The following is an 847-nucleotide window of genomic DNA, read 5'->3' on the forward strand; positions in this document are numbered from 1 at the left end:
CGGCTACCTTAGCTTTTTCTGCATCAGTCAAGTTGCTTGGATCTGTAACTGGTGTTACTGATGGATCCTTAACTGCTTTATCAGCTGATTTCTTAACTGCCTTATCTGCTGGGATAACCGCTGTTGTACCATCTGGGTATGTAACAGTTGTTGTGCCATCTTTGCCAACTTTAACATCAGTTACGGTTGGGTTAGATTTCTTAACTTCGCCGGCTACCTTAGCTTTTTCTGCATCAGTCAAGTTGCTTGGATCTGTAACTGGTGTTACTGATGGATCCTTAACTGCTTTATCAGCTGATTTCTTAACTGCCTTATCTGCTGGGATAACCGCTGTTGTACCATCTGGATATGTAACAGTTGTTGTGCCATCTTTGCCAACTTTAACGTCAGTTACGGTTGGGTTAGATTTCTTAACTTCGTCGGCTACCTTAGCTTTTTCTGCATCAGTCAAGTTGCTTGGATCTGTAACTGGTGTTACTGATGGATCCTTAACTGCTTTATCAGCTGATTTCTTAACTGCCTTATCTGCTGGGATAACCGCTGTTGTACCATCTGGGTATGTAACAGTTGTTGTGCCATCTTTGCCAACTTTAACATCAGTTACGGTTGGGTTAGATTTCTTAACTTCGTCGGCTACCTTAGCTTTTTCTGCATCAGTCAAGTTGCTTGGATCTGTAACTGGTGTTACTGATGGATCCTTCGTACCTTCATCGGATGATTTCTTAACTGCCTTATCTGCTGGGATAACCGCTGTTGTACCATCTGGGTATGTAACAGTTGTTGTGCCATCTTTGCCAACTTTAACATCAGTTACGGTTGGGTTAGATTTCTTAACTTCGTCGGCTAC

Annotated in this window: 1 pseudogene; it reads right to left on the reverse strand. The window is 42.5% G+C overall.

Annotated elements, in window-relative coordinates:
* A pseudogene (locus tag QM877_RS10190) lies at positions 1 to 847 on the reverse strand (surface protein Rib); the annotation flags it as partial.

Source organism: Streptococcus infantis (assembly GCF_047463655.1).
Classification (GTDB): Bacteria; Bacillota; Bacilli; order Lactobacillales; family Streptococcaceae; genus Streptococcus; species Streptococcus infantis_Z.